A 25,630-nucleotide genomic window follows, 5' to 3' on the forward strand; every position below is an offset into this window, starting at 1 on the left:
TCCGTCCCCTCACATCCGGAAGACGCCGAACTGAGGGTCACTCAGTGGCGCGTTGGCGCACGCGGTCAGGGCCAGGCCCAGGACCTGCCGGGTCTCCAGCGGGTCGATCACGCCGTCGTCCCAGAGGCGGGCCGTCGCGTAGTAGGCGTTCCCCTGACGCTCGTACTGCGCACGGATCGGGGCCTTGAAGGCGTCCTCGTCCTCGGCCGGCCACTCCTCGCCGCGCCCCTCCAGCTGGTCCCGCTTGACGGTCGCGAGGACGGAGGCGGCCTGCTCGCCGCCCATGACCGAGATCTTGGCGTTGGGCCACATCCACAGGAACCGGGGGGAATACGCCCGCCCGCACATCGAGTAGTTGCCCGCCCCGTACGACCCGCCGACCACCACCGTCAGCTTCGGCACGCGCGTGCAGGCGACCGCCGTGACCATCTTGGCGCCGTGCTTGGCGATACCGCCCGCCTCGTAGTCCCGGCCCACCATGAAGCCCGAGATGTTCTGCAGGAACACCAGCGGGATGCCGCGCTGGTCGCACAGCTCGATGAAGTGGGCGCCCTTCTGCGCGGACTCGGAGAACAGGATGCCGTTGTTGGCGACGATGCCCACCGGGTGGCCGTGGATCCGGGCGAAGCCGGTGACCAGGGTCTGTCCGAACTCCGACTTGAACTCCGCGAAACGGGAGCCGTCGGTGATCCGCGCGATGATCTCGCGTACGTCGTAGGGCGTGCGGGAGTCGACCGGCACCGCCCCGTACAGCCCCGCCGGGTCCACCTTGGGCTCGACGGCCGGTTCCACCTGCCAGGGAAGCCGCCCCCGCGCGGGGAGCGTGGAGACGATGGTGCGGACGATCCGCAGCGCGTGCGCGTCGTCCTCCGCGAGGTGGTCGGTCACGCCCGACACCCGCGAGTGGACCTCGCCGCCGCCCAGCTCCTCCGCCGTGACCACCTCACCGGTGGCCGCCTTCACCAGCGGCGGGCCGCCGAGGAAGATCGTGCCCTGGTCGCGGACGATCACCGCCTCGTCGCTCATCGCCGGGACGTACGCCCCGCCCGCCGTGCACGAGCCGAGCACCGCCGCGATCTGCGGGATGCCGGCGCCGGACATCCGGGCCTGGTTGTAGAAGATCCGCCCGAAGTGGTCCCGGTCCGGGAACACCTCGTCCTGCATCGGCAGGAAGGCACCGCCGGAGTCCACCAGGTAGACGCAGGGGAGCCGGTTGTCGAGGGCCACCTCCTGCGCGCGCAGGTGCTTCTTCACCGTCATCGGGTAGTACGTGCCGCCCTTGACGGTGGCGTCGTTGGCCACGACCACGCACTCCCGGCCGCCGACCCGCCCGATCCCGGCGATCACTCCGGCCGCCGGGGCCTGCCCCTCGTACATCCCGTCGGCCGCCAGCGGGGCCAGCTCCAGGAAGGGCGAGCCGGGGTCGAGGAGGGTGTCCACGCGCTCGCGCGGGAGCAGTTTCCCGCGCGCGGTGTGCCGTGCCCGCGCCCGCTCGCCGCCGCCGAGCGCCGCCGCGGCCAGCTTGCCGCGCAGCTCCTCGACGAGGACGCGGTGCGCCTCCTCGTTGGCCCGAAAGGCCTCCGACGCGGGATCGGCCGCGCTGTGAAGCTCCGGTGCCTCATGCATCCTGCGGGTCCCCTCACCTTGTTAATGAGCGTTAACGCATTTCCCTCAGGTTAACGACCGCTAACCGTGCTGTCTAGAATCGTCTTCATGGCCACCAGAACCGACGCCCCCACCCGCCGTGAGCAGATCCTCAAGGAGGCCGCCCGGCTCTTCGCCGATCGCGGCTTCCACGGCGTCGGGGTCGACGAGATAGGCGCCGCGGTCGGCATCAGCGGCCCCGGGCTCTACCGGCACTTCGCGGGCAAGGACGCGATGCTCGCGGAGCTGCTGGTGGGGATCAGCGGCCGGCTGCTGACCGGCGCGAAGCGGCGCCTGGAGGAGGCCGACGGGGTGGCCCCCGAGGCGGTCCTCGACTCGCTGATCGAGGGGCACATCGACTTCGCGCTCGACGACCGCCCCCTCATCACCTTGCACGACCGTGAGCTGGACCGCCTCCGGGACACCGACCGCAAGCTGGTGCGCCAGCTGCAGCGGCAGTACGTCGAGCTGTGGGTGGGCGTGGTGCGCGAGCTCTACCCGGAGCTGGCCGAACCGGCCGCCCGCTCGGCGGTCCACTCGGTGTTCGGCCTGCTCAACTCCACCCCCCACCTGACCCGCGCCGGCTCCCTGCCCGGCCGCGCCGGCACCGCCGGGCTGCTGCACCGGATGGCCCGGGGCGCGTTCGCGGCGGCGGGCACGGGGTGACTCCGGGGGTGACGAGCATTACGGGGTCTCCGCTCTGGACGGCTGTGGATACTCGCCGGTATCTTTGATCTGAGCAAGCGCTTAGACACGTGGGACCGCAACCATCGATTGAGGAACCCCCACGGCGAGCAACCACGTACGCGAGAGCGGCGCCGGCTTAGGCGCAAGAAGGGGTGGCGGACAGTGCGCCGTACGGTTTTCAACGAGGATCACGAGGCGTTCCGGGAGACCATCCGCGCCTTCATCGAGGCCGAGGTCGTCCCCGTCTACGACGAGTGGTTCGCGGCGGGCCAGGCGCCCCGCGACTTCTACTGCAAGCTCGGTGAGCTGGGCATCTTCGGCATCAGCGTGCCCGAGGAGTTCGGCGGCGCGGGCATGGACACCCACAAGTTCGAGGCCGTCCTCTACGAGGAGACCGCCCGCGCGGGCGTCCAGTTCGGCGGCTCCGGCGTGCACGTGCTGCTCGCCCTGCCCTACCTCAAGATGCTCGCCACCGACGAGCAGAAGAAGCGCTACCTGCCGAAGTTCGTCACCGGCGAGGAGATGTGGGCCATCGCGATGACCGAGCCGGGCACCGGCTCCGACCTCGCGGGCATGAAGACCACCGCCAAGCTCAGCGAGGACGGCTCCCACTACGTCCTCAACGGCGCCAAGACCTTCATCACCGGCGGCGTCCACGCCGACAAGGTGATCGTCTGCGCCCGCACCGCCGCCCCGACGGCCGAGGACCGCCGCCACGGCATCTCCCTCTTCGCCGTCGACACCAAGTCCGAGGGCTACTCGGTGGGCCGCAAGCTCGACAAGCTCGGCCTGAAGACCTCCGACACCGCCGAGCTGGCCTTCGTCGACGTCAAGGTGCCCGTCGAGGACCTGCTCGGCGAGGAGAACAAGGGCTTCTACTACCTCGGCCACAACCTGGCCTCCGAGCGCTGGGGCATCGCCTTCGGCGCCTACGCGCAGGCCAAGGCCGCCGTCCGGTTCGCCAAGCAGTACGTGCAGGAGCGCACCGTCTTCGGCAAGCCGGTCGCCCACTTCCAGAACACCAAGTTCGAGCTGGCCGCCTGCCAGGCCGAGGTCGACGCCGCCGAGGCCGTCGCCGACCGTGCCACCGAGGCCCTGGACGCCGGCGAGCTGACCCCCGCCGAGGCCGCCTCCGCCAAGCTGTTCTGCACCGAGGTCGCGCACCGCGTCATCGACCGCTGCCTCCAGCTCCACGGCGGCTACGGCTACATGAACGAGTACCCGATCGCCCGCCTGTACGCGGACAACCGCGTCAACCGCATCTACGGCGGCACCAGCGAGATCATGAAGACGATCATCGCCAAGGACATGGGCCTGTAAGCCCCCCGAAATCCCTGCCGTATACAACTGACCCCATGAGTCAGGCACTACAGGAACTCCTCGATCTGCTCGACCTCGAGCAGATCGAGGAGAACATCTTCCGCGGCCACTCCCGCAGCGCCGTCGTCCCCCGCGTCTTCGGCGGGCAGGTCGCGGCGCAGGCACTGGTCGCCGCCGGGCGGACCGTCCCCGAGGACCGGCCCGCCCACTCCCTGCACGCGTACTTCCTGCGCCCCGGCGACCCCGGCGCCCCGATCGTCTACACCGTCGACCGGATCCGCGACGGCCGCTCCTTCACCACCCGGCGGGTGGTCGCGGTCCAGCACGGAAAGCCGATCTTCCACCTCTCGGCGTCCTTCCAGACGTACGAGGAGGGTCTGGACCACCAGGACCCGATGCCGCCGTCCCCCGACCCGGCCACGCTGCCCACGTCGCAGGAACGCCTGCGCGGGTACGCCCACCTCGCCCCCGAGGTCGTGGAGCGCTTCCTGGAGGCCCGCGCCGCCGTCGACCTGCGCTACGTCGACGAGCCGCCCTACGGCCGCTTCGGCGAGCCGCGCGAACCCCACTCCCAGGTCTGGTTCCGCACCAATGGCAAGCTCGCCGACGACCCCCTGCTGCACGTCGTCCTCGCCACGTACGTCTCCGACATGACGCTCCTGGACTCCGTCCTCCTCGCCCACGGGCGCGGCGGCTGGGCCGTCGGCGACGTCGTCGGCGCCTCCCTGGACCACGCGATGTGGTTCCACCGCCCGTTCCGCGCCGACGAGTGGCTCCTGTACGACCAGCAGTCCCCCTCGGCCCACGGCGGCCGGGGTCTCGGCCAGGCCCGCATCTACACCCAGGACGGCCGCCTCGCGGTCTCGGTCATCCAGGAGGGCGTGGTCCGGGTCCCGCGCTCCTGAGCCGGCTCCGGACGCCCTCTCCACGGCGTACGGGCCGGACGGCCTCTCCCTCTCCACGGCGTACGGGCCGGACGGCCTCTCCCTCTTCCTGGCGCACGGGCCGGACGGCCTCTCCCTCTTCCTGGCGTACGGGCCGGACGGCCTCTCCCTCTCCACGGCGCACGGATCGGACGGCTGTCCGCGTCCCAGCGGACCGTTCCAGGCGGCCGGCATCCGTGCTGGTCAGAGGCCGTTCCAGCGTTCCGGCGTCCCGTGCTGGGCGTCCGGTGTGGCGGGTGGGACGGATCACGGCACAAGCTGCGGTCATCCCGGCAGCCCGCCGGCCGATCCACCACGTCACACCATGGAGACCACCATGCGTTCTCGCTTCGCCGCCCGCTCCGCCCGCCTCGCCCTGGCCGCCGTCGCCGCGCTCGCCCTGGGCGGCGCCGCCACCGCCACGGCCACCGCCGACAGCGGCAGCCTCACCACCCGGCCCTGCGCGACCGGCGACCTGAACCTCAAGGTCACGTCCGAGACGCAGGCGGGCGGCTACTACCTGGTCACCGCCAAGGCCAAGCCCGGCATCGTCTGCCACCTGGAGGGCGTGTTCCCCTCCGCCTCCTTCGGCTCCCACCCCGACACCGCGGTCTCGCCCGCCGAGCACAGCGTCAGCGACGACGTCGTCCTCGCCGGCTCCACCGCCGCCTACGCCGGCATCAGCCCCAAGTCCACCAACAACGACAACGGCATCCAGTTCGACCGGCTCCACCTCTCGGTCGCCGGCGACGAGGAGAACTCCGTCACGCTCCGCCTCCCCGACACCGCCACGGTCGACCGGCCGATCGCCACCAACTGGCACGCCGACCGCGCCGACGCCGTCCCGTTCGTCAACTGATCCCCGCGTCCACCGGCCGCCCCGTCGGCCGGGCGTGTCCCCCGCGCCCGGCCGACGGGGCGTCTCACTGCGCCAGACCGGCCTCCGCCAGCAGGTACGCCGTCATCGGGTCGTAGTGGCGGGGGCTGGTGACGTGGTCGTCGAGGGGGACCGTGACCTGGACGGTGCCCTCGGACTCGGCGACGAACAGGGCCGGGTCGTTGCAGTCGGCGTAGCCGACGCTGTCCACGCCGTACTGCCCCGCGGCACCCGCCCAGCCGTGGTCGGCGACGACCAGGTCCGGCAGCGGGCGGCCCTCGCGCTCCAGGGCGGTCAGGATGGCCTTCATCGGCTCACCGGAATGGGTGTGCCACAGCGTGGCGCCGTGCTCCAGCACCGCCACGTCCGCGAACTGCATCACATAACCCTCGTCCGTCGTCAGCCCGTCCGGGATGACCACGATCTCGCAGCCGACGGCCCGCAGCGCGGCGGCCGTCGCACGGTGCACGTCCAGCAGCCCGCCCGGATGACCGGTCGCGAACAGCACCCGCTGCTGCCCGTCCGCCGCCTTGCGCAGCCGCCCGGCCATGCGCTCCAGCCCGGCCACGGTCAGCTCCGGGTCGATGGTGTCCTGCCCGTACCGGTGCTCGGGGTCGTCGTTGACGCCGACCCGCTCCGCCATCACCGCCAGCACGTCCTGCTCGTCGGTCCAGCGGTCGCCGAGCTCCAGGCCGAGCCAGAAGTGACGGTCGCCGTTCGCCAGTTTGCGGTAGTGGGAGAGGTTGTTCTCGCGCGGCGTGGCGACATCGCCCGCGATGCGCGTGGCGACGAGGTGAGCGAGGAGTTCGGCGCGGCTGGGTGTCCCGGGTATCGGCATGCTCCCCATTCTGGGGCAGCGGCCTGTGGGCGTCCCTGGCGTATCGCGCGCTGGGACGTGCGTCACGTACTCAACCGACTCCGTACGGCTACTCAGTTGCCCGGTACCGCCCGCACGGCTCACGTGCGGCGCAGCGCGAACCACAGCTCCATCCGTACGTCCGGGTCGTCCAGGTCCGCCTCCAGCAGCGCCGCGCACCGCGCGATGCGCTGCCGCACGGTGTTGCGGTGCACGGACAGCGCCACCGCCGTACGGTCCCAGCTGCCGTGCAGGGAGAGCCAGGTGCGCAGGGTGTCCGTGAGGGCGGGAGCGGCCGCTATCGGCGCGAGCAGCGACCGGGCGTGGGCGTCCGCGTCGTGCGGCGGGACGAGGTCGGCGAGGGCGGGGCGGTCGCCGTGCCGGAGCAGCGGGGCGCGGGTGGCGCGGGCCCGGGCCAGGGCGCGGGCGGCCCGGGTGTCGGCGTCCGGCCAGTCGGGCGGGGCGGCGGCGGTGCTGACGCCGAGGGTCCAGCCGGGAAGCGGCTCCACGGGGCGGTCGGCGGGCACCAGGACGCGTACGACCTCGCCGGCCGGGTCGACCAGGGATGAGCCGAGCGCCGTGCCGAGCGCGGAGGTGGCCAGGGGGTCCGGTGCGGTGTGGCCGTCCGGCCGGGCGTGGACCACTTGCCACCGTTCTCCGCCGAGGAGTGGGGCCACGTCCTGGGGTGGGCTGCCCAGCAGGAGCCGTACGAGTGCGGAGGAGCGGGCCGCGGTGGTGCCGCTCTGTTGCCGGGCGGTGAGGAGGGTGAGCAGGACGGCTGCGACGGAGGCGATGCCGTGGTTGCCCGGGTCGCGTTGTGGCGAGGCCACGCCGAGTACGTATCCGGTGCCGAGGGCGTAGGTGGCGAGGTGGGTGCCGTTGACCGTGTCGCTGGCGGTGGTGGGGGTGGACGCCGCTTGTCGGTGCTCGCCGGGTGCGGGTGTCACTTGCCGGCGTTCGCCGGGTGCCGCCGCGCCCACCCTCCCCCACTCTCGACTCCGCTCGAGCGGGGGGACCCCCATCGCCCCAGCGGCACGACTGCCCGCGGCCGGGGTGGTGCGGCTGCCGGTGGCCGGGGTGGTGCGGCTGCCCGCAGGTGCGTCGGGGGGACTCACCACCTTGGCCAGGTCGGTCAAGGTCTGTCTTGTCTCCGGGGGTGGGGTGGTTCCCGCGGTGGCCAGTTCCGCGGTGTCCGGGGTGTACAGGGCGGCCCAGCCTCCGATCCGTTGGGCCAGTTGGCGGAGGACCGGGCGGACCGGGTCCGGGCGGGACGCCGCGGTGGCGAGGCTCTGCTGGGCCTCCGTGACCCGGCGCAGCTCCGCCAGCCGGGCCTGCGCCATGAGCTGCCAGACCGCCCGCGCCACCCCCGAGAACGTGGTCCGCGGCGGCACCTCCAGCAGCGGCAGCCCGTGCATCTCGCACGCCTCCGCCAGTTCCCCCGGCACCGCCTCGTGCACCGGTGCCACGCCGAACCCGAGCGCCGCCCCGCCCGCCGCCACGATCCGGGAGACGTACGCGTCGAAGTACCCCGCGCCCGCCCCCTCCGGGATGTGCACCCCCGCCGACAGCAGCAGCTCCCCGCCCAGCAGGTACGGGTACGGGTCCGCCATCTCCGAGGCGTGCGCCCAGTGCACGACGGTGCCGGGGTCGTCGGGCCCGGCGACCCGGCGCAGTCCGAGGTCCTCGCGTGCCAGGAGTGCGTCCAGACGCACGGGGGGCGTGGGGGGAACCATGGGGTCCGACATGCTGGACACTTCCTCCATTCCGTGCGGCGGGAATGGATGAAACGTACACTTCGCAGGTGCTTTCCGCCGCTCTATGGTCGGGACAGACCGGCAGCCCGCGGGTGCGGGCGGACGCATGAGCCAAGGCGAAGAGCAGGAAAGAAGGCAGTCCCATGAGCAGCAACGAGACGCCCCGCGGCCCCGTCGACTCCTCCCGCGTCCCCCGGTACGCCGGTCCCGCGACCTTCGCCCGGCTGCCCCGTCTGGACGAGGTCGGCCGCGCCGACGTCGCCGTGGTGGGCGTGCCGTTCGACTCGGGCGTCTCCTACCGGCCGGGCGCCCGCTTCGGCGGCAACGCCATCCGTGAGGCGTCCCGGCTGCTGCGCCCCTACAACCCCGCGCAGGACGCCTCCCCCTTCGCCCTCGCCCAGGTCGCGGACGGCGGCGACATCGCGGTGAACCCCTTCAACATCAACGAGGCCGTGGAGACGGTCGAGGCCGCCGCCGACGACCTCCTCGGCACCGGCGCCCGCCTGATGACCCTGGGCGGCGACCACACCATCGCCCTGCCGCTGCTCCGCTCCGTCGCCAGGAAGCACGGCCCCGTGGCCCTGCTCCACTTCGACGCCCACCTCGACACCTGGGACACCTACTTCGGTGCCGAGTACACCCACGGCACCCCGTTCCGCCGCGCGGTGGAGGAGGGCGTCCTCGACACCTCCGCCCTCTCCCACGTCGGCACCCGCGGCCCGCTCTACGGCAAGCAGGACCTCACCGACGACGAGAAGATGGGCTTCGGCATCGTCACCTCCGCGGACGTCTACCGCCGGGGCGCCGACGAGGTCGCCGACCAGCTCCGCCAGCGCATCGGCGACCGCCCGCTGTACATCTCCATCGACATCGACTGCCTGGACCCGGCGCACGCCCCCGGCACCGGCACCCCCGAGGCCGGCGGCATGACCTCCCGCGAGCTCCTGGAGATCCTGCGCGGACTGGCCTCCTGCGACCTGGTCTCGGCGGACGTCGTCGAGGTGGCCCCCGCGTACGATCACGCCGAGATCACCTCGGTCGCCGCGTCCCACACGGCGTACGAGCTGACCACGATCATGTCCCGTCGGATTGCGGAGGCCCGCGCGCAGTGACCCACGACCACGACCTGGTACTCCGCCCGACCGCCGCCCAGACGGAGGCCGCGCTGAATCCTCCCCCCGGCCGCAACGGCGGAGACCTGGTCGTGGAGACCCTGGCCGGGCTCGGCGCGACCACCGTCTTCGGCCTGCCCGGCCAGCACGCCCTCGGCGTGTTCGACGCCCTGCGCCGCTCCGACCTGCGCTACATCGGCCTGCGCGTGGAGAACAACGCCGGTTTCGCGGCGGACGCGTACGGCCGGATCACCGGCGAGGCCGCCCCGCTGCTGCTGTCGACCGGCCCGGGAGCCCTCACCTCGCTGGCCGCGCTCCAGGAGGCGGCGGCGGCCTCGGCGCCGGTGCTGGCGATCTGCGGCCAGGTCCCGACGGCCGGGCTGGGCGGTGGCCGCCACGGCCACCTGCACGAACTCCCCGACCAGGCGGCCTCGTTCCGGGGGGTCGTCAAGTCCGTCCACACGGTGCGTACGGCGTCCCAGATCCCGTCGGCGATCGCGGAGGCCTGGAAGTCGGCGCTGACCGTCCCGCACGGCCCCGTGTGGGTGGAGATCCCGCAGGACGTCCTGCTCGCCGAGACCGCCCTGCCGGTGGTGACGGCGATGGACGCCACCCCGGACGAGCTTCCCCCGCGCCCCGAACTGACCGCGCTCGCCGCCCACCTGCTGGCGAACGCCGACCGCCCCGCGATCATCGCGGGCGGGGGAGTGGTCCGCTCCGACGCCTCCGGCAAGCTGAGGCAGCTCGCCGAGCGCGTCCAGGCCCCCGTCGTCACCACCCCCGGCGGCAAGGGCGCCTTCCCCTGGACGCACCCGCTGTCGCTGCAGTCCTGGCTGGAGGACCGTCACACCACCGACTTCCTGGAGGACGCCGACGTCCTGCTGGTCGTCGGCTCGGGTCTCGGCGAACTCTCCTCGAACCACCACACGTTCGAGCCGCGCGGCCGGGTCGTCCAGATCGAGGCCGACCTCGGCAAACTGGAGTCCAACCACCCGGGCCTCGGCATCCACGCCGACGCCCGCCTCGCCCTCCAGGCCCTGCTGGAGACGGTGGAGGCCCGCGAGGACGCGACCGCGCCCGAGCGCGTACGGGGAGTGCTGGACCATGTCCGCGAGCGTCTCGCCTCCCAGGAACTCGCCCTGGAACAGCAGGTGCTGACGGCGGTCCGCCGTGCCCTGCCCACCGGCTCGCCGTCCTTCTGGGACATGACGATCCTGACGTACTGGGCCTGGTCCGCCTTCGACGCCATGGGCCCCAACCACCTGCACTCCGCGCAGGGCGCCGGCGGCCTCGGCTACGGCTTCCCGGCCGCCCTGGGCGCGGCGGTCGCCGACCCCACCCGCCCGGTCCTCGCGGTCTCCGGCGACGGCGGCGCCCTGTACTCCGTCGCCGAACTGGCCACCGCCCGCCAGCACGACCTCGACGTCACCTGGCTGATCGTCGACGACGGCGGCTACGGCATCCTCCGCGAGTACATGACCGACGCCTTCGGTGAACCCACGGCGACGGAACTGACCCGCCCCGACTTCGTGGCCCTGGCGGAGTCCTTCGGCGTACCCGGCGTGCGGACCAGCCCCGAAACCCTGGAACAGGACCTCGTAAAGGCCCTGACGACACCGGGCCCGTCGGTGGTCGTACTCCCCGCCGTGCTGCGGATGTTCGCGCCGACGCACGGGGAGTGAATCCTTGTGCCGCGAGCGGCTCGGGGCCCTAGGATCGGGAGCCGGCCGTAGGGGGGACCGTGGATCCGGAGATCGCAGCACTGGCAGGGACGGCGGGCACGACCGTCGTCACGTTGATGGTCACGAACGCCTGGGAATCGGCGAGGGACGGCATGGTCGCCCTGTGGCGCCGTTTCCAGCCCGCCAGAGCCGAGAGCGTCGGTGAGGAACTGGAGGCGGGCCGTGAGGAACTGCTTCTCGCGCGCCAGGCCGGCGACGCCGAATCCGAGGCCGAGCTGACCGCCGAATGGCAGGGCCGCGTACGACGCCTGCTTCTCGCCCGACCGGATGTCGCCGACGAACTGCGCACCCTCCTGGACGAGTTGGCCCCGTCGATGCCGGAGGAGCCGGAGACGCGGCACATCCACTTGCAGGCCCGCGCGTCGGGCAGCGCCCGGATCTACCAGGCCGGGCGCGACCAGCACATCACCGAACGATGAGCCTGCCGAGGCCGATGGAGGGCCGCGCCTCGGGCAGCGCCCGGATTTACCAGACCGGTGGCGACCAGCACATCGAGGAACACGTCCACCACTACGCCCCGGGCTCGGCCCCGCTGTTCGGACATCCGTGGACGGGCCCGGCCGAACCCCGGGGAACCGCTCCCGACTCCGTCCGCATGCCCCTGGTCGGTCGTACGCCCGGCGTCCTGCGGGACCGTACCGACCTCATGGAGCGCCTACGGGCCGCCGTGGCCGGTCCTGGCGGCGGCATCCAGGTCCTGCACGGAATGGGCGGCTGCGGCAAGACGGCCGTCGCCCAGGCCCTGTTCACCGAGGCCGTACGGGACCACGGCCGCGTCGGCCTGTGGGTCAACGCCTCCGAACGGGTGTCCCTGCGCGCCGGCATGCTCGCCGTCGCCGGTGACCGCGGTGCCGCCGCCGGCGAACTGGCCGCAGCGGCCGGCGGCCAGCGCGCCGCGGCCGACCTGGTCTGGCACCACCTGGACCACTCGGCACAGCCCTGGCTGCTGGTCCTCGACAACGCCGACGACCCCGCCATCCTGGAGGAAGGCGCCTGGTTGCGCCCGAGCCCCTCGGGGACGGTGCTGGTGACCACCCGCCACGCGACCTCCCCGCTGTGGCACACTCCGGGAGCGAGCAGTCACCGGCTCGGTGTGCTTCCCCTGGAGGACGCGACCCTGGTCCTGCGTGATCTGGCCCCGGACGCGGGTACGCGGGAGTCCGCGCGGAAGGTCGCCCGGCGTCTGGGCTGCCTGCCCCTGGCACTGACCCTGGCCGGGGCCCATCTGGCCCACCAGCTGCTGGAGTCGTGGTCCATGGACGAGTACGACCGGAAACTGACCGAGGAGTCGACGGCCCTGGTCGACCGGGGGGCGCCGGTGACCGGCGGCGGACACTCCCGTCACCTCGTGGGCCGCACATGGCAGCTCTCGCTGGACAGCCTGGCGGAAGGCGGCCTGCCGGAGGCGACGGCCCTGCTGCGGCTGCTGTCCTTCTGGGCGGCGGACCCCGTGACGCTGTCGCTGCTGATGCCGGCGGCACAGGGCGGGGTCGACGAGCTCGATCGCCTCGATCCGCCGCTGACCGCCGACCGGGTCGAACCGGCCCTGCGCGCGCTCCTCGACCACTCGCTGATCGATCTGGTCGAGACGGACGGGCACCGCTGTGTGAAGGCCCACGGGGTCCTGCTGGACAGTGTCGCCGCGGGCGTGCCCGACGCGGAGCGCGAACTCCTGGCGGGAGCGGCGGGCCGGCTGCTGCGGGCGGCACTGCCGCAGGAGGGCGCCGCGTCACAGCGGGCCCGCTCCCAGGTGCGGCTCCTGGCACCGCACGCGACCGGCCTGCTGCACCGTTCCCACCGCCACGGCCTGGTGACGGCGGAATCCGTACGGATCGCGGCGCGCGTCGCGCGGCTGGTGTACGAGGCGGGGGACTGGACCGCCGCGCTGGCCCTGGCCTCCACCGCCGCGAAGACCGCCGCGGAGCACCTGGGGGACGAGCACCCGGCGACCATCGAGGCCCGGTCGGGCCAGGGGCCCGTCCTGTTCAGACTCGGCCGGTACGCCGAGGCCGCCGACCTCCTGCGGCCGGTCCACCGGGACGCGCTGCGCACGCTCGGCCCTCATGACGCGCGCACCCTGGACGCGGCCTACGAACTGCAGCGGGTGCTGCACCGCCTGGGCGACCTGACCCAAGCCCGTACGCTGCTGGAAACAGTCCTGGACGGTCGCCGCCACGCGCTCGGCGAGGACCACGTCGCCACCCTCAAGACCCGCTGCGAGATGCTGGAACTCCGCCTCTCACAGGACGATTTCGACCACTACACGGCGGCGGCCGAGGAACTGGCGGGGGACTGCGAACGCCGTCTCGGCCCCGACCACCTGGTGACCGTGTGGGCGCGTGACGCACTGGCGCGGGGACTCCTGCGCTCCGGCCGGGGCGCCGAGGCCGAGGACCTCTTCCGCCGGGTGCTCGCCGGACAGCGGGCCGGGTACGGGGACGACCACCCGCTGGTCCTCGGGGTGCTCATCCAGCTCAGCCGCGCCCAGCACGCGCAGGGCAAACGGGAGCAGGCCGCCGACAGCGCGCGCGAGGTGGCCGAGCAGCGGGCCGCGATCCTGGGCGAGGACCACCCCGAGACCGCCGCGGCCCGCGCCTGGTACGCCGAGGTCCGGGCGGAGCAGCCCGCGGGTCCCCGAGGAACGGAGCGACGGAGCCGTACCCGCTGACCGCGGCATCCCGAGGCGTTCGGGGCCCGGAAGTCCGTACGATCCCGGCCCCAGGAGCGCTGGCCTCGCGAGGGCGGCGCTCCTGGAGTGAGTCCGGTGGGTCAGCAGCCGCCCGGACCGACCCCGTCGATGCGTCCGCCGAAGTCGCCGAGGTAGCGGGAGCGCCAGTCGCCGTTGAAGACGTCCCGCTTCTCGACGGGCTGCCAGTTCACGAAGCAGGCCCGGGTGCCGGCGACGAACGAGCCGACGTGGTCGTGGAGGCGGGGCGGCATGTCGCGGTAGCCGCTGCGCGCGGTCCACTCCCAGTAGTCGCCGTCGAAGCCCTCGTCGCTCCAGAAGCAGACCGACCCGTCGGGGCACGACGGGGGCGCGGCCGGGGCGGCGGACGCGGCGTGGGCCGGCAGCAGGAGGGCGGTCAGGGCGAGGGCAGCGGCGAGGGACCAGGAACGAGTCTTCACGGCACTCTCCAGTAAGGCGTCGTGGAGGCATGGAATCGCCCCGGCGGACGTGCCGGGGCGATTCCAGGGTTACGGCGGGGCGGGGGCAATCGGCCCGGTCCGCCGTCCACACCACCTGATGGAGCGAACCGGAGGCTCGGCGAGGGTGCCTCCCGCCGGGCGGCGGGCGCCGCACGCGCGGGGCGTGCGGGTCCGGGGCCCGGCGCCACCGGATCCACCCTCCTGAGCCGTCGGGTGGGGACGGCTCACCCACGACCGTCCTGCGCGGCCCCGCCGCATCGGCCGTTCTGGGTGGCTTCGTCGGTGTCGGCTGTCCTGCGTGGCTCCGCTGATGTCGGCTGCTTTGCGTGGTCCGTCGGTGTCGGCTGTTCTGCGTGGTCCGTCGGTGTCGCCTGCTCTGCGTGGTTCCGCTGATGTCGGCTGTTCTGCGCGGTTCCGTCGGTGTCGGCCGGGCACAGGCGGGCCGTGGTGTGAGTCCGAGCCTTCGATCCCTGACCGTCGGGAGGCCGTACCGGGCCTCACTGTGTGCCAGTGGTCCAGGGGGCGAGCAGGTCGCGGAGCAGCTCGGCGAAGGCGTTGTCGAGTGTGTCCTCCCGGGTTCGGTCGCCGACGGCTTCGGGACAGAGGGCGGCGGGGCGGGCGGCCCAGAGGATCTTCCAGGGCCTGGAGGCCAGCGCGGGGTCGCCCCAGACACCGCCGTGCGGGCAGAGGGGGTGCAACAGGTCACTGATGCGCTCCGTGGCGACCTGCATCAGCGGCGCCTCCGTTGCGGAGTGGGCCGCCCGGAACGCTTCCGGGGAGGAGCGCGCGACGGCGGCCGTGGTCGGGTGACGGCGAACGACCCGCACGACCTCGGTGAGGTGCTCGGCAATGCCCCGTACGGTGCCGTCGCTCGGACGGGCCCACGCGGCCGTGTCGAACGCCTCCGCCAGTTCGGCCTTCAGCGCGTGCAGATGAAGCGCCGAGACCGACTTCCAGTTGGAGTAGAGGAAGTTGCGCGTGATTCCGCCATCGCGGGCGATGGCGGCCAAGGACACGTCCAGGCCGTCGGCGCGCATGAGGGCGCGGGCGGTGCTGATCACGTGCCCTGTGCTGTGGGGGTTGTGGCCGAAGGCGGATCGGGAGCTCATGGTGAGCACTTTGCTGAAAAGTGTGAGCACAGGGCGGGTGGATGTCACTTGGCCACTCGTATGAGCGATGGGCGAACAGTGAAGGCTGGTGTGCTCACGCTTTTCGGGAGAGGTGGTCAGTCCCTGAGGGTTGCGATGAACGACGCCCAGCCAGTCGCAGAGAAGACCACGACAGGCCCGCCCACCACCTTGGAGTCCCGAACCGGCACACCGACACGGTGGCCATCGAGGATTTCCAGGCAACTTCCCGCTTCGGGACCGCTGTACGACGACTTACGCCAGCCGCTGAGAACGGCAGTGTTCGAGAGGAGGTGCTCTGGCATCGTGTCGCTACTCCTTCGCAGACGGCGACCTGCTGCTCTTGATCGCGGTGATGAAGGACGACCAGCCGGACACCTGGAAGATCACAGCCGGGCCGTCCGGCACCTTGGAGTCCCGAACGGGCACGCCCGAGGCATAGCCGTCAAGGACCTCCAGGCAACTGCCGCCTTGGTCATTGCCGTGTGATGACTTCCGCCAGCCCTTCAGTGCGGCCGTGTTCGGGATGGTTCGGTCGGTCATGGCCTTCGTAGCCCCTTGCCGTCGCTCTGAGCAGAGCCAGTGATTCCTTGAGCGGCAGTGGATTGCCCAGCGCGAAATCGTAGCGATGCTGCAGATCCAGGACCACGGCCGGGGCATCATGAATCTTGCCCATGCGCGGCCCTTCGCCGTAAGCCATCGGCGGCTGATCCTCGAACCACATCAGCGTGAGCATGTTGCTGAGGAGTGGGTGGGCGCCCAACGCGAACGGCATCACGTGCACCTGGATCCGGCCGCTCTCGGCGAGGCGTACGAGGTGGTGGAGCTGCTCCGCCATGATGTCCGGCCCGCCGATCTGGCGGCGGAGTACTGCCTCGTCCAGCAGCGCCCATACCACCGGCGTCACCGGATCGTCGAGGATCTTCGCCCGCTCGAGGCGTGGGACAACGCGTCTGTCACGCTCTTTGTCGCTCGCCGGAGGGAACGACAGGCCGAGAACCGCTCGTGCGTAGCTCTCCGTCTGGAGGATGCCCGACACGTACGACAGAGCGAACTCGCGGATCATCACCGCCTGCTGTTCGAGCTGCCGCGCCGTCTCGAAGTGGTCCGCGACGGCGACGTCCTGCTCCGGCAGGAAACTGCTCAGGACGTTTCCCGTGTTCAGCGCCTCGTCCAACCGGCGCGCGTCCTCCTTCGACGGCACCCGGCGACCCGCCTCGATGTGGGCGATGTGTGAACACGTCATGATCGCCCGGTCGGCCAACTGCCGCTGAGTGAGGCCCCCCGCCTCGCGCTGTGCCTTGAGCCAGTCGCCGTAGATGCTGCCCAATCCGCCAACCCCCTTGTGACAAAAGCTCTGTCACCAGCTCCTCCCTGGCGAGCCTAGCCCCGCCCGTCTCACTCTGCGAGTGCATCGCCACACAGGGTGAATGCGTCGAGCGCGATCAGAGGGTCCATGACATGAGCAACCGCACCGCCCGCTTCTTCGAACCGCTGCTACGGCTTCTGCTCCCCGGCCGTGGGCGACACCGCCATGTCGCGGTCCTGCCGGGCCGGCGGGCCCACGTTCCGCGCGCCGAGGCGCCGACCGACCGCCGGCTGGGGGCGTCTCCGCTCCGAGGTGAGGAGAACGTCCTGGTCCGCCCCTACCTCGTCGCACACGAACGCAAGGAGGAAGCCCGGCGGCAACGGGTCCGACGTCGCGCGCTGTGGTTCGCCGTCCACGGGATCGACATCGGGCCGCGCGTCGTCCACCGAGTGGAGGTGACGGCATGGGCGGTGGGAACGACCACGCGCGGCTGCTCCCCTGGACGGGGGCGGAGGGCAAGCCCGGTTACCTCCTCACGGACGGAACCGGCTACCTCTCCCGTCGCGCCGACACCGTCGAACAACTGCAACTCGCCATGGCCGACGACCTCCTCGGCCACGCGGCGGACCTGCTCGGCGACCGCCGCGCGACCTCGGACCAGCTCCGGTTCCTGCTCGCGTGCATGCGCGAGTCGCTGACCGACGTGTGTCGGATCACCGAGAGCCGGGGCGCCCGCCTGGTGGCTACCAGATCGACTCGACCCACTCCGGGTGGTCGATGAACGGGTTGCGGTTGTGCTGGTAGGAGTCGTAGATGACCTCGTTGCGGTTCTCCTCGAACGCGCTCGGCGGGTCCTCCTGGTGCCACTGCTTCAGGACCGAGAGGCGGCCGTGGTACGGGTTGCTGCCGTTGGTGACGGAGTCGTTGGGCTCCAGGTCCGGCCAGCCGTCGGTGCCCTCGTAGCGGACCGCCATGTAGAGGATCATGCGGGCCACGTCGCCCTTGACCGCGTCGCGCGGCTCGAAGGAGTTCGAGTCGGTCAGGCTGCCGCCGCTGTTGGTGAACGAGCTGCCGCCGTTGTCGAAGTCCTTGTTGCCGCGGATCGAGTTGACCTGGACGTCCTCGGGGCGCAGGTGGTGCAGGTCGGTGCCGGGGCCGGTGGCGGTGCCGAAGTCACCGTGGGACTTGGCCCACACGTGCTCGCGGTTCCAGTCGCCCGTGTCACCGCCGTTGAGGGACTTGCTGCGGGAGATGCCCGAGTACAGCAGGATCACGTTGTTGCTGTTGTTCGGGTCCTGGTCGGTGACCTTCAGGGCGTTCCAGACCGCCGAGTACGAGATCTTCGTCTGGTCGCTGATGATCGCGTTCAGGGAGTCCTTCAGCGCGGTGCCGGACTTGCCGATCGCGGCGGCGTAGTACGTGTCGTCGTACGCGGTGGTCGCGGCGCCGGCGGAGGGGGCGTTCAGCGCGGGGACGGCGAGGCCGACCAGGACGGCCGAGGTGGCCAGGGCGAGGGTCTTCCAGCGGCGGCGTATGGGTGTCACGGGCATGGGGGCGTCCGATCTACGCGGGTTGATTGAGCGGCCGAGGGGAAGCGTGACATGGACATGCGTACAGGAGGGTGAAGAAGAGGTGTCGGTCGTGTGTCGGTAAACGGTGACCGGCCGTCACCCGGCCGCCCTACGGTGGCGGCATGCGCCTGAGAACCCTTCTCGCCACCGCCACCGCGGCCCTCGCCGCCGCGACCTGCCTGACCGCCGCCGGGCCGGCCGGCGCCCAGCCGAACGGGACGCCCCACGCCTGCTCCCCGTCCGTCTCCGTCGACCGCTTCTCCGACGCGCTCGACAAGACGACGTACGACGGTGCCTACGTGGGCAACCTCTCCGCCCTCGCCCCGGACCGTCACCGCACGGTCGCCGCGCTCTCCGACCGGTCCGCCCTGTTCCGGCTGGACGCGCGGACCCTGCGGCCCGAGGGCGTGACGCCGCTCGCCGACGAGAACGGGGCCGCGCTCGACGCGGAAGGGCTGGTCGTCGACCGGGACGGGACCTATCTCGTCTCCTCCGAGACCGAGCCCACCGTGCGCCGCTACTCCCGTGACGGGAAGATCCTCGACCGGCTCCCCGTACCCGAGGAACTCCGTACGCGCGCCCGCGCCAACGGCACCTTCGAAGGGCTGACCCTCCTCCCCGGCGGACGCACCCTGATCGCCTCGATGGAGTACCCCCTCACCGGCGACCCCGGCGACCGGGTCCGTCTCCAGAGCTGGCGGCGCACCGCCCACGGTGACTTCCGGCCCGGCGCGCAGTACACCTACCGGACCGACCCGGGCCACGGCGTCTCCGAGGTCACCGCCACCCCCGACGGCCGCCTGCTCGTCCTGGAGCGCGGCTTCACCTCCGGCGTCGGCAACACCGTCCGGCTCTACCTGGCCGACCGGCACGGCACCGCGTACGACAAGACCCTGCTCGCCGACCTCGCCGACTGCCCCTCCCTCGGCGCCACCGCCAAGCAGCCCCAGGTCAACCCCCTCCTCGACAACATCGAGGGCATGACCGTCACCGGCCGGTCCAAGGGCCGCCTGAACCTCCTCCTGGTCAGCGACGACAACCAGAACGAGAACCAGACCACCCGCCTCTACGCTCTGCGCGTACGCCTCTGAACATCGCGGAGGGATGAAATCCGCCGCCGGCCGCGTTGGTGCCTTCCGGTAGATCAGGACGATCGGAGGGCACCCGCGTGACACCGCAACGGGGATGGGCACGGCGACTGGCCGGATACGCGTGGCGTCATCCGAAGGACGTCGTCCTCGCGCTGGGCTCCTCCCTCGGCGGCATGGCCGTCATGGCGCTGGTCCCGCTGATCACCAAGGTGATCATCGACGACGTCATCGGAGACAAGACCAAGTCCATGACCACCTGGGCGGGCGTCCTGATCGGCGCCGCGCTCGCCGTCTACGTCCTCACCTACATCCGCCGCTACTACGGCGGCCGGCTCGCCCTCGACGTCCAGCACGACCTGCGGACCGAGATGTACGGGACGATCACCCGGCTCGACGGCAGACGCCAGGACGAGCTGTCCACCGGGCAGGTCGTCGGACGCGCCACCAGCGACCTCCAGCTCATCCAGAGCCTGCTCTTCATGCTGCCGATGACCATCGGCAACCTCCTGCTGTTCCTGATCTCCCTCGTGATCATGGCGTGGCTGTCGCTGCCGCTCACCGCCGTCGCCCTCGCCGTCGCCCCCGCCCTGTGGTGGATCGCCAGGCGCAGCCGCACCCGGCTGCACCCCTCCACCTGGTACGCGCAGGCGCAGGCGGGAGCCGTCGCCGGGGTGGTCGACGGCGCGGTCAGCGGCGTACGCGTGGTGAAGGGCTTCGGACAGGAGGAGCAGGAGACCGGCAAGCTGCGCGAGGTCGGACGGCGGCTGTACGCCGGGCGGCTGCGCACCATCCGGCTGAACTCCCGGTACACCCCGGCCCTCCAGTCCGTCCCCGCCCTCGGCCAGGTGGCGATGCTGGCCCTCGGCGGCTGGCTCGCCGTACGCGGGCACATCACGCTCGGCACGTTCGTCGCCTTCTCCACCTACCTCGCCCAGCTCGTCGGCCCGGTCCGGATGCTCGCCATGGTGCTCACCGTCGGCCAGCAGGCCCGCGCCGGCACCGAACGCGTCCTGGAGCTGATCGACACCGAGCCGTCCCTGACCGACGGCACCAGGGAACTGCCCGCCGACGCCCCGGCGACCGTCGAGTTCGACGACGTCTCCTTCGGCTACGACCCCGGCCGGCCGGTCCTGGACGGCCTCTCCTTCGAGATCCGCCCCGGGGAGACCCTCGCCGTCGTCGGCGCCTCCGGCTCCGGCAAGTCCACCGTCTCCCTGCTCCTGCCGCGCTTCTACGACGTCACCCACGGCGCCGTGCTCGTCGGCGGCCACGACGTGCGCGAGCTGACCACCGAGTCCCTGCGGGCCGCGATCGGGCTGGTCCCCGAGGACTCCTTCCTCTTCTCCGACACCGTGCGCAACAACATCGCGTACGGCCGCCCGGACGCCACCGACGAGCAGATCACCGCCGCCGCCCGCGCCGCCCAGGCCGACCGGTTCATCGACGAGCTGCCCGACGGCTACGACACCACCGTCGGCGAGCACGGACTGACCCTCTCCGGCGGCCAGCGCCAGCGCGTCGCCCTGGCCCGCGCGATCCTCACCGACCCGCGCCTGCTGGTCCTGGACGACGCGACCTCCGCCGTGGACGCCCGCGTCGAGCACGAGATCCACGAGGCGCTGAAGGGGGTCATGCGGGGCCGTACGACGCTGCTGATAGCCCACCGCCGCTCCACCCTCAACCTCGCCGACCGCATCGCCGTCCTCGACGGCGGCCGGCTCGCCGACATCGGCACCCACGACGAGCTGCAACGGCGCTCCGCCCTCTACCGCAGGCTGCTCACCGACCCCGACGAGCTGGGCGCCGTCTCCCCGGGCCACACCCCGCCCGCCGGGCCGCGGGAGGAGGACACCTCGGTCCGCGCGGAGCTGGACGCCGAGTTCGACGCCGAGCGCGGGGTCACGCCCCGGCTGTGGACCGGCGACCGCGAACCCAAGGACACCGCGCTGGCCGGCACCCCGGCCACCCCGGAACTCCTCGCCCAGGTCGAGGCGCTGCCCCCGGCGGACGACGTCCCCGACGTCGACGAGGACCGGGCCGTCCGGCCCGAGGACTCCTACGGCCTGCGCCGTCTCCTGCGCGGCTTCCGCACCCCCCTCCTGATCAGCCTCGGCCTGGTCGCCGCGGACGCCGGGATGGGCCTGCTGCTGCCGGTGCTGATCCGGCACGGCATCGACCAGGGCGTCACCCGGGCCGCCCTCGGCGCGGTCTGGGCGGCCGCCCTGCTGGGCCTGCTCGCCGTGGCCGCGCAGTGGGCGGCGCAGGTCGGCGAGATCCGGATGACCGGACGCACCGGCGAACGCGTGCTCTACGCGCTGCGGCTGAAGATCTTCGCCCAGCTCCAGCGGCTCGGCCTGGACTACTACGAGCGCGAGCTGACCGGCCGGATCATGACCCGGATGACGACGGACGTCGACGCGCTGTCGACGTTCCTGCAGACGGGCCTGGTCACGGCGTTCGTCTCGGTGGTCACCTTCTTCGGCATCATGGCCGCCCTGCTGGTCCTCGACATCGGGCTCGCCCTCGTCGTCTTCGCCACCCTGCCCCCGCTGATCGTCGGCACGTACTTCTTCCGCCGGGCCAGCGTGAAGGCGTACGAGCTGGCGCGGGAGCGGGTGTCGGTGGTCAACGCCGATCTGCAGGAGTCGGTGGCGGGACTGCGGATCGTGCAGGCGTTCCGCCGCGAGCGGGACGGCGGACGCCGCTTCGCCGGGCGCAGCGCCGACTACCGCGAGGCGCGGATACGGGGCCAGTGGCTGATCTCGGTGTACTTCCCGTTCGTCCAGTTCCTGTCCTCGATCGCGGCCGCGGCCGTGCTGGTCGTGGGCGGGGGCCGGGTCGACGACGGGACGCTGGCGATCGGCTCGCTGGTCGCGTACCTGCTCTACATCGACCTGTTCTTCGCGCCGGTGCAGCAGCTCTCCCAGGTCTTCGACGGCTACCAGCAGGCGTCCGTCTCGCTGGGCCGCATCCAGGAGCTGCTGCGGGAGCCGGCCTCCACGGGGACCGCCGCGAAGCCGCTCGACGTGCCGTCCCTGCGCGGGGAGATCGCCTTCGAGGACGTGCACTTCGCCTACGGGGACGGCGAGGAGGCGCTCGACGGCATCGACCTCACCGTCCCCGCCGGACAGACCGTCGCCTTCGTCGGCGAGACCGGCGCCGGAAAGTCCACGCTGGTCAAACTGGTCGCCCGGTTCTACGACCCCACCGGCGGGCGGGTCACCGTCGACGGCACGGACCTGAAGGACCTGGACATCACCGCGTACCGGCACCGGCTCGGGGTCGTACCGCAGGAGGCGTACCTCTTCCCCGGCACCGTCCGCGACGCCATCGCCTACGGCCGCCCGGACGCCACCGACGCCGAGGTGGAGGCGGCGGCCCGCGCGGTCGGCGCGCACGAGATGATCGCCACGCTGGACGGCGGCTACCTCCACGAGGTCGCCGAACGCGGCCGCAACCTCTCCGCCGGACAGCGCCAGCTCATCGCGCTGGCCCGTGCCGAACTCGTCGACCCGGACGTGCTGCTGCTCGACGAGGCGACGGCCGCGCTGGACCTGGCCACCGAGGCGCAGGTCAACCAGGCGACCGACCGCCTGGCGGGACGCCGTACGACGCTGGTCGTCGCCCACCGCCTCACCACCGCCGCCCGCGCCGACCGGGTGATCGTGATGGACCACGGCCGGGTCGCGGAGGACGGCACGCACGACGAACTGCTGCGGCGGGGCGGCAAGTACGCCGCGCTGTGGCGGACGTTCGTCGGGGAGGACGTACCGGCGCCGGCGTGAGGGGCGGTGCCCCGGGCGCAACCATCCGGCGTACGTCATGCGTCCGTACACGCGTACGCCGCCTGACGCGGCAGGCGCGGTACGGGAGGACGACTGTGGGCAGTGGAGCGATACGCCGGCGACTCGCGCCGGTCCTTGCGGTGCTGATCACCTCGGGGCTGCTCGCCGTCGCCGCGCCGGAGGACGCGCACGCCGCCTCCTACTGTGCCGGGCGCAAGGTGCGCACGCTGCCGTTCTCCACCGGCTCGGTCGTCGTCTACAAGCGGGGCGGCTACGTCTGCGCCGTCACCCTCGCCAAGAAGCCCGGCACCAAACGGAAGATGTCGGTGAGCGTGCGGGCGCGCGGAGGCCGCCCGGTCGTCGACGAGGGCGACTTCAAGCACCACGCCGGGCCGGTGACCGTGCACGCCGGCCGCCGCTGCGTGTGGGTGAAGGGCAGGGTCGGCGGGGGGTCCGTCAGCTCCGGCTGGATCCTGTGCTGACCCTTCGTCGGCCGAGGGTTATCCCTATGTCCCCTGGTGCTGCGGGGAGTTGGTCCAGTAGCTTCCGGCGCACATCTGTCTCACAGGGGAGTGCGCATGCGCAAGGCGCTCAGATGGCTGCTGGCGCTCACGGTGCTCATAGGCACACTGAGTACGGCCGGGGCGGCCACCGCCGCCGAGCCGGAGGCCACCGGCACCACTGACATCAAGGAGAGGCTGCTCTCCGTTCCGGGCATGAGCCTGATCGAGGAGAAGCCGTACACCGGGTACCGCTTCTTCGTCCTCGACTACACGCAGCCGGTCGACCACCGCAGGCCCTCCAAGGGCACGTTCGAGCAGCGGATCACCGTGCTGCACAAGGACACCGCGCGGCCGACCGTCTTCTACACGGGCGGCTACAGCGTCTCCACGACGCCCCGCCGTGCCGAGCCGACCCAGATCGTGGACGGCAACCAGGTCTCCATGGAGTACCGCTTCTTCACCCCGTCCCGGCCCGAGCCGGCCGACTGGTCGAAGCTGGACATCTGGCAGGCCGCCAGCGACCAGCACCGCGTCTTCAAGGCGCTGAAGGGGATCTACGCCGAGAACTGGATCTCCACCGGCGGCTCCAAGGGCGGCATGACCGCCACCTACTACGAGCGCTTCTACCCGCGTGACATGGACGGCGTGGTCGCCTACGTCGCCCCCAACGACGTGGTGAACAAGGAGGACTCGGCCTACGACCGCTTCTTCCGCACCGTCGGCACCAAGGAGTGCCGCGACCGGCTGAACGCCGTGCAGCGCGAGGCGCTGGTGCGCCGGGCCCCGCTGGAGAAGAGGTACGAGGCGGTCGCCGCCGAGAACGGCTACACCTTCGACACCATCGGCAGCCTGGACCGGGCGTACGAGGCCGTCGTCCTCGACTACGTGTGGGGCTTCTGGCAGTACAGCACCCTCGCCGACTGCGCGGACATCCCGGCGGACGCGAAGAACGCCACCGACGACGAGATCTGGACGTCGATCGACACGATCTCCGGGTTCTCGTTCTACACGGACCAGGGCCTGAGCCCGTACACGCCGTACTACTACCAGGCCGGTACGCAGCTCGGCGCGCCGACCATCGACTTCCCGCACATCGAGAAGAAGTACGTCCGCTACGGCTACCAGCCGCCGCGCAACTTCGTGCCCCGCTCGATCGACATGAGGTTCGAGCCGTGGGCCATGCGGGACGTCGACTCCTGGGTCCGCCACAACGCGAACCACATGCTGTTCGTGTACGGCGAGAACGACCCGTGGGGCGCCGAGCGGTTCCGTCTCGGGCACGGCGCGCGTGACGCGTACGTCCTCACCGCGCCCGGCATGAACCACGGTGCGAACGTGGCCGGTCTGGTCGCCGAGGAGAAGGCGCTGGCCACGGCCCGCATCCTGGACTGGGCGGACGTCACGCCGAGCACGGTGCGGGAGAACCCGGCGGCGGCGAAGCCGCTGGCGAAGTTCGACGCCAAGCTGGACAAGCGGGACGTCGAGCAGGAGCGGACGCTGCGCCCGTAGGGCGCGCGGCGGGACTACACCGGGCGGGCGCAGCCCACCGGTGACGTGCCGCCGAGCCGCACGTAGAGGGCCGTGGACGCCGGGCATTCGGACCGGTCGTCCACGGCCCTCACCACCTTGAACTCCGGTTCCCGCTCCTCGCTGCCGTCGCACGCCGTCTCGCGGACCTTGCCGTCGCCCAGGTCGTAGACGCAGTCGCCGACGATGGTGCGCGGCCCGCCCCCGCCGCCCGGATCGCCGGGGTGCGGCGGCTGGAGGTGACGCATACAGGCGTAGCCGCGCGGCACCGCGCCGTCGCCGTCCTCGTCGAAGGAGGGGCGCTGCTCGCTGATGTGCAGCACGAAGTCGGTGGTGGCCGGGCAGCGCGGCCCGTCGCGCGCGGTCCCGTCGTGGCGGGCGACGACCCGGGCCGCCGCCCGTTCGCTCCCGCAGGACACCTCGGTGAAACTGGTCCGGCCGAAGGAGCTGCACTCGTCGACGGCGAGGAACACCGCCCCGTACCCGGACTGCCGGACCGGCGTCGGCGACACCGTGCGCCGCTCGACCGGTCCGCCCTCCTTCTCGGCACCGCCCGGCGCGCTCTGGCACCCGGTGAGCAGCACCGCGACCGCCGCCGCGAACGCGGCGCGCGTCCCCCACCCGCTTCGCACGTGCATCGTCATCCCCCGCACAC

24 protein-coding genes are annotated in these 25,630 nt (G+C 72.1%); 13 read left to right on the top strand and 11 right to left on the bottom strand.

Annotated features, from left to right (window positions below):
* Nucleotides 1-9: 9 nt before the first annotated feature.
* On the bottom strand, nt 10-1,626 hold the full coding sequence (locus tag ACIA6T_RS03460) for a carboxyl transferase domain-containing protein (protein WP_399444880.1): 1,617 nt from the start codon (nt 1,624-1,626) through the stop codon (nt 10-12).
* Nucleotides 1,627-1,713: 87 nt separating this feature from the next.
* Between ACIA6T_RS03460 and ACIA6T_RS03465 the strand changes: the two genes are divergently transcribed.
* The 4 genes from ACIA6T_RS03465 to ACIA6T_RS03480 all read left to right on the top strand — a co-directional run bounded on the left by ACIA6T_RS03465 (nt 1,714) and on the right by ACIA6T_RS03480 (nt 5,433).
* The gene (locus ACIA6T_RS03465) at nt 1,714-2,310 is read left to right on the top strand and encodes a TetR/AcrR family transcriptional regulator (RefSeq protein ID WP_399444881.1); all 597 of its coding nucleotides are present in this window, start codon (nt 1,714-1,716) and stop codon (nt 2,308-2,310) included.
* A 183-nt stretch (nt 2,311-2,493) separates the two neighbouring features.
* Nucleotides 2,494-3,651, top strand: a complete 1,158-nt coding sequence (locus tag ACIA6T_RS03470) for an acyl-CoA dehydrogenase family protein (protein WP_399444883.1) — start codon at nt 2,494-2,496, stop codon at nt 3,649-3,651.
* 35 nt (nt 3,652-3,686) lie between these two features.
* The gene (tesB, locus tag ACIA6T_RS03475; RefSeq protein ID WP_385058580.1) at nt 3,687-4,556 is read left to right on the top strand and encodes an acyl-CoA thioesterase II; all 870 of its coding nucleotides are present in this window, start codon (nt 3,687-3,689) and stop codon (nt 4,554-4,556) included.
* Nucleotides 4,557-4,911: 355 nt separating this feature from the next.
* Nucleotides 4,912-5,433 carry a DUF4232 domain-containing protein gene (locus ACIA6T_RS03480; RefSeq protein ID WP_399444884.1) on the top strand — a complete coding sequence of 174 codons (522 nt, stop codon included), beginning with the start codon at nt 4,912-4,914 and terminating at the stop codon, nt 5,431-5,433.
* A gap of 64 nt (nt 5,434-5,497) precedes the next feature.
* Here ACIA6T_RS03480 and ACIA6T_RS03485 read toward each other — a convergent pair whose 3' ends face one another.
* Together ACIA6T_RS03485 and ACIA6T_RS03490 are read right to left on the bottom strand one after the other, a co-directional pair.
* Nucleotides 5,498-6,289, bottom strand: a complete 792-nt coding sequence (locus ACIA6T_RS03485; protein WP_399444885.1) for a phosphatase — start codon at nt 6,287-6,289, stop codon at nt 5,498-5,500.
* A gap of 119 nt (nt 6,290-6,408) precedes the next feature.
* On the bottom strand, nt 6,409-8,052 hold the full coding sequence (locus ACIA6T_RS03490) for a helix-turn-helix domain-containing protein (protein ID WP_399444886.1): 1,644 nt from the start codon (nt 8,050-8,052) through the stop codon (nt 6,409-6,411).
* A gap of 152 nt (nt 8,053-8,204) precedes the next feature.
* Between ACIA6T_RS03490 and speB the strand changes: the two genes are divergently transcribed.
* From speB to ACIA6T_RS03510, 4 genes are read left to right on the top strand one after another with little or no spacing between them, the layout of a single operon-like run.
* A complete protein-coding gene (speB, locus tag ACIA6T_RS03495; RefSeq protein ID WP_399444887.1) occupies nt 8,205-9,173 on the top strand; it encodes an agmatinase in 969 nt (322 codons plus the stop codon).
* The gene (locus tag ACIA6T_RS03500) at nt 9,170-10,855 is read left to right on the top strand and encodes a thiamine pyrophosphate-binding protein (protein WP_399444888.1); all 1,686 of its coding nucleotides are present in this window, start codon (nt 9,170-9,172) and stop codon (nt 10,853-10,855) included. Before speB ends, ACIA6T_RS03500 begins: the two co-directional genes overlap by 4 nt.
* Before the next feature lie 59 nt (nt 10,856-10,914).
* Nucleotides 10,915-11,334, top strand: a complete 420-nt coding sequence (locus ACIA6T_RS03505) for a hypothetical protein (protein WP_399444889.1) — start codon at nt 10,915-10,917, stop codon at nt 11,332-11,334.
* Entirely contained in the window at nt 11,331-13,583 is a 2,253-nt protein-coding gene (locus ACIA6T_RS03510) for a tetratricopeptide repeat protein (protein WP_399444890.1), read from the top strand. Before ACIA6T_RS03505 ends, ACIA6T_RS03510 begins: the two co-directional genes overlap by 4 nt.
* 101 nt (nt 13,584-13,684) lie before the next feature.
* Here the strand turns inward: ACIA6T_RS03510 and ACIA6T_RS03515 are convergent, their stop codons facing one another.
* The 6 genes from ACIA6T_RS03515 to ACIA6T_RS03540 all read right to left on the bottom strand — a co-directional run bounded on the left by ACIA6T_RS03515 (nt 13,685) and on the right by ACIA6T_RS03540 (nt 16,944).
* Nucleotides 13,685-14,041 carry a peptidase inhibitor family I36 protein gene (locus ACIA6T_RS03515; RefSeq protein ID WP_344563490.1) on the bottom strand — a complete coding sequence of 119 codons (357 nt, stop codon included), beginning with the start codon at nt 14,039-14,041 and terminating at the stop codon, nt 13,685-13,687.
* 518 nt (nt 14,042-14,559) lie between these two features.
* Nucleotides 14,560-15,171, bottom strand: a complete 612-nt coding sequence (locus tag ACIA6T_RS03520) for a TetR/AcrR family transcriptional regulator (RefSeq protein ID WP_399444891.1) — start codon at nt 15,169-15,171, stop codon at nt 14,560-14,562.
* 116 nt (nt 15,172-15,287) lie between these two features.
* The gene (locus tag ACIA6T_RS03525; protein ID WP_399444892.1) at nt 15,288-15,494 is read right to left on the bottom strand and encodes a DUF397 domain-containing protein; all 207 of its coding nucleotides are present in this window, start codon (nt 15,492-15,494) and stop codon (nt 15,288-15,290) included.
* Between the two features lie 7 nt (nt 15,495-15,501).
* Entirely contained in the window at nt 15,502-15,732 is a 231-nt protein-coding gene (locus ACIA6T_RS03530; RefSeq protein ID WP_399444893.1) for a DUF397 domain-containing protein, read from the bottom strand.
* Entirely contained in the window at nt 15,665-16,519 is an 855-nt protein-coding gene (locus tag ACIA6T_RS03535; RefSeq protein WP_399444894.1) for a helix-turn-helix domain-containing protein, read from the bottom strand. The genes ACIA6T_RS03530 and ACIA6T_RS03535 overlap by 68 nt, the downstream gene beginning before the upstream one ends.
* 167 nt (nt 16,520-16,686) lie before the next feature.
* Nucleotides 16,687-16,944: a hypothetical protein gene (locus tag ACIA6T_RS03540; protein ID WP_399444895.1), complete on the bottom strand. Its 258-nt coding sequence runs from the start codon at nt 16,942-16,944 to the stop codon at nt 16,687-16,689.
* A gap of 17 nt (nt 16,945-16,961) precedes the next feature.
* Between ACIA6T_RS03540 and ACIA6T_RS03545 the strand changes: the two genes are divergently transcribed.
* Nucleotides 16,962-17,279, top strand: a complete 318-nt coding sequence (locus ACIA6T_RS03545) for a hypothetical protein (protein WP_399444896.1) — start codon at nt 16,962-16,964, stop codon at nt 17,277-17,279.
* Here ACIA6T_RS03545 and ACIA6T_RS03550 read toward each other — a convergent pair.
* Nucleotides 17,242-18,048: an endonuclease I family protein gene (locus ACIA6T_RS03550; RefSeq protein ID WP_399444897.1), complete on the bottom strand. Its 807-nt coding sequence runs from the start codon at nt 18,046-18,048 to the stop codon at nt 17,242-17,244. The two genes, ACIA6T_RS03545 and ACIA6T_RS03550, sit on opposite strands and share 38 nt — an antisense overlap.
* A gap of 143 nt (nt 18,049-18,191) precedes the next feature.
* Between ACIA6T_RS03550 and ACIA6T_RS03555 the strand changes: the two genes are divergently transcribed.
* The 4 genes from ACIA6T_RS03555 to ACIA6T_RS03570 all read left to right on the top strand — a co-directional run bounded on the left by ACIA6T_RS03555 (nt 18,192) and on the right by ACIA6T_RS03570 (nt 24,957).
* Nucleotides 18,192-19,160, top strand: a complete 969-nt coding sequence (locus ACIA6T_RS03555; protein ID WP_399444898.1) for an esterase-like activity of phytase family protein — start codon at nt 18,192-18,194, stop codon at nt 19,158-19,160.
* A 77-nt stretch (nt 19,161-19,237) separates the two neighbouring features.
* The gene (locus tag ACIA6T_RS03560) at nt 19,238-22,945 is read left to right on the top strand and encodes an ABC transporter ATP-binding protein (protein ID WP_399444899.1); all 3,708 of its coding nucleotides are present in this window, start codon (nt 19,238-19,240) and stop codon (nt 22,943-22,945) included.
* A gap of 95 nt (nt 22,946-23,040) precedes the next feature.
* Complete coding sequence (locus ACIA6T_RS03565) at nt 23,041-23,427, top strand: hypothetical protein (protein WP_399444900.1); 387 nt, start codon at nt 23,041-23,043, stop codon at nt 23,425-23,427.
* A 96-nt stretch (nt 23,428-23,523) separates the two neighbouring features.
* Nucleotides 23,524-24,957, top strand: a complete 1,434-nt coding sequence (locus ACIA6T_RS03570; protein ID WP_399444901.1) for a S28 family serine protease — start codon at nt 23,524-23,526, stop codon at nt 24,955-24,957.
* Between the two features lie 14 nt (nt 24,958-24,971).
* Here the strand turns inward: ACIA6T_RS03570 and ACIA6T_RS03575 are convergent, their stop codons facing one another.
* Nucleotides 24,972-25,613 carry a hypothetical protein gene (locus ACIA6T_RS03575; RefSeq protein ID WP_399445299.1) on the bottom strand — a complete coding sequence of 214 codons (642 nt, stop codon included), beginning with the start codon at nt 25,611-25,613 and terminating at the stop codon, nt 24,972-24,974.
* Nucleotides 25,614-25,630: the final 17 nt, after the last annotated feature.

The organism is Streptomyces sp. NPDC051740 (genome assembly GCF_044453165.1).
Taxonomy (GTDB): domain Bacteria; phylum Actinomycetota; class Actinomycetes; order Streptomycetales; family Streptomycetaceae; genus Streptomyces; species Streptomyces atrovirens.